The following is a 3,171-nucleotide window of genomic DNA, read 5'->3' as shown; positions in this document are numbered from 1 at the left end:
TGAGGGGGTCAATTACCTAATTTTCAGGGAAAAAGTAGCTGAATTTCCCCCTGATCACTCCCATATCTGGTACTTTTGGATTTCAAAAAAGGCTAAAAGTCTTATCCAGCAAGGTTTTTAGATTTATTCAGCAGACCCTAAGTAGCTGGTTATAATTACGGCAATTCAAAAATGAAACGCATCGGCCTCAAGAGTTGACAGAAAAAGGCTCATCAGGTATTGTCCGATCAATACAACATTAAAAACTGCCTCGCTTCGATCGCCTTGTCAGTCGGGATAGACCGTTCAAAAACAGCAACCAAACCACCACCACCAACCAATGCAGCACCGAGATCGTCCAGAGAGAACCGGTCAGCCAATAGACAACGGTGCAAGTTAATCCCAATAAAGCCGCTAAAATCAAGAAAATAGGCTGAAAAAAAGTCGGATTGCCCTTTTTGTAAAAAATAATTGCATTGAGGGGATGATAGACAGTAAAAAGAGTGATGCTGACCAAAGCAGAGAGGATCAGGTTAGCTGTGGAAGTTGCCGTTTCGGGATGGGGAATTAACAGTACCCGAAAGACGAATTCCTCCCAGAATGCCGGGAAGAAAAAACAGAAGACGAGCATCTTCAGTATCTCTAACGGTCTCCCTTCGGGGGAGCGCCAACGTAAAAAACCCGACCGAAAACCGATAGTTAGGGCGATCGCACCGTATAATCCCAATCCGATCGCCATCACCCCCCAATCCCGACCGGTAAGGGGCAGCACGATCGCTGCCAAGGTGCGACGGAGCATCGGTGCGATCATCGGCATTTCCCCGAATAACTTGGTCGGTGCGAGGGGTAAAATCTCCGGCATCGCTCCCCCGACCTGATTAGTACGGAGGAACCAGAGAGTAGCTCCTGACCGCAGGAAAATCTCGCTAATCACGTCGTTGCTGCCTCGCGGTAACATCGATCGCCAGCTTAGTAGAGCGTTGGCCAGTGTATTTTCCCGAATAAAGCCTTTGCCCCGACTATCGGTGATACCGGCGAGAATTTGGGCGTTTTGCCGCCAATCGGGCCGGATCACCCCCCGGGGAGCTAATACCCGTTCCAAACGATCGCTCAATTGTCCCAAACGTTGAAAACGCAAGGTTTCTGGGTCGTCGGCATGGGTTGTCAACCAAGCGGCGATCTGCGGATCGGTTTCAAACTGGTGGCGTAGGGTAGCGATCGTGATATAAAGGGCCTGATTCGAGTCCTGCACGCAGGAAGTCGCAGGAGTAACGCTAGAAACCCCGGTCCCGTCCCCGATCCGGTAGCGAGCCATCATGATCTCTAACTGCTTGTGGAATTCTGTCAGGGGGGACAGAGAAACCCCGCCGAAGTTATAATCCTCCAATAGGTCTAATTTCACGATCGCATCGGATAGGGGTCGGGAATTAAGCCATCCCCGCTCTAAACTACCCGTATAGTTCGCCCAACTCTGATATCCAGATAAAATCCCCTGGGGATTGTGAGCGTACACCTGATCATAATCGAGCTGCCACTGTAACTCTCCCGTCAGGGCATCCCGAATCACTTCGTAGAGAAAATAGGAAAAATGACCCGTTACCGTTCCTAATTGAATAATTTCACCTTTTTTACCGCCGATTCCCCCGAAGAGATGAATTCCTATGCCTTTATCGCCCTCTTTCCATGATTTTTTTTCACCCTCCGGCAGGACTGTTACCCGACTGGCGGTTCCTTTGCGGGATGGGGTATCGTTCCAAGTGCTGCGGGCGATGTAATCTTGGCCCGATTGCACCCCGGTCAGGGTTGCCGTCGGTTGCAGTTGAAACAGCGATCGAGGTTTGATTGCTTGAACGGTAAAGAGGTTATCCCGTCCCCGCGCACCGTAGATATACCAGCCCTCCTTTCCTTCCCTCGCCGCTGCTAACTGTCGGGGGGTCGAGATAAAACGTCCTCCGGAAACTAAGGGTTGTTGGGGAATGCGGATCACTTCCGAGCTGCCGTCGAATTGTCCACTGTCGCGGTTATAGTGTTGCACTCGGAAAAGTTCGCTGCCACAGGGGGGTGAACCGGGGCAAACCTTGGGGATGTCGCTGGGGGTTCGGGGGGGAGCTTCGCCGATAATTTTCACCAATGCCACAAAGCGCCCGGTAACGATCAAGGGCATTCGCTCCACTTGTAATGACGTTTCCCCGATTTCTGCATCGGGAAAGCTGACCACCACATCATCGAGCGGTCGCGATCCAGCCAGCGCTTGCAGTGGTCCGACCCCTGAACGACCATTCAAGCGAGTCGGTAGGATATTTCCCTGTTTTTCACTCTCGATCGCCTCTGGAGTGAAGCGAATATCCTTAGTAACCAGTCCTAAATATCGAGCCAGTGCCGGGGATTGCCGCCAACCTAAACGAACTTTTTGACCGACTAAATCTGGCTGCGGTGCTTGGTAAACCTGCAACCAAGTCCAATCTTCCCCCGGTGTCGCCGAATATTCCTCCGGTTTTGGCAAAATCAGGCGACCGATCCAGGGGGCGATCGGTTGATACCATCGCGGATCGAGGGATTGCTCTAGGGGAAAATAACCTGGTTGATTGACCGCTAACCGACTCATGATCCAGTAGTCAGCCTTGGCTTCTTCCACAGGCCGCGGACTGAACAGAAAAACCGCTAGAGCGATCGCTGCTAGGGAGAGAAGTATCCAGACAATCCGGGAAATCGTTCTTTTCATGGCATAGCTGACGCTCATAGATCGAGTCAGGTTTCTCCAGCCTACAGCGTTTAGACTAAGTAGCTGGTTATAATTAAATTAAAAATGGATTTTAGGTTCGATCCCCCCTGCCCCCTTGATAAGGTAGGGTTGATTCATGAATCAACCCTACCCTTGATAAGGGGGGTGCCGATCCCCCCTTAATCCCCCCTTGATAAGGGGGGTGCCGATCCCCCCTTAATCCCCCCTTGATAAGGGGGGTGCCGATCCCCCCTTAATCCCCCCTTGATAAGGGGGGTATCTGATAATTTTTAACGCCTACCTACTTATCCCTGAAATTCCGTCAAAATCCCATAGATAGCCCAGATAGCCATGGCGCGTAAATAATGACAGGCGCGAAAAGTTCCCACCGATGTTATTGCTTCCGGGGTGCGAAATTGTAAGCCATTTTCATAGACTTGTTTCACCACCGCTTCTGTAATTTGCCATCC

The 3,171-nt window shown here is 51.1% G+C and carries 2 protein-coding genes; both read right to left on the bottom strand.

Going from position 1 to position 3,171, the window contains the following annotated elements; translation table 11 throughout:
* Positions 1-238 precede the first annotated feature (238 nt).
* On the bottom strand, positions 239-2,719 hold the full coding sequence (locus PX484_RS16565; RefSeq protein WP_287669039.1) for a CPBP family glutamic-type intramembrane protease: 2,481 nt from the start codon (positions 2,717-2,719) through the stop codon (positions 239-241).
* Between the two features lie 287 nt (positions 2,720-3,006).
* A partial coding sequence (locus PX484_RS16560; protein WP_288104811.1) for a GH116 family glycosyl hydrolase occupies positions 3,007-3,171 on the bottom strand: 165 nt, incomplete at its 5' end.

Origin of the sequence: Microcystis sp. M49636_WE2, assembly GCF_030065375.1 — a bacterium.
In the GTDB taxonomy this organism is placed as follows: domain Bacteria; phylum Cyanobacteriota; class Cyanobacteriia; order Cyanobacteriales; family Microcystaceae; genus Microcystis; species Microcystis aeruginosa_C.
Note: the sequence above shows the minus strand (reverse complement) of the source record. Positions and strands in the feature narration are given on the sequence as shown.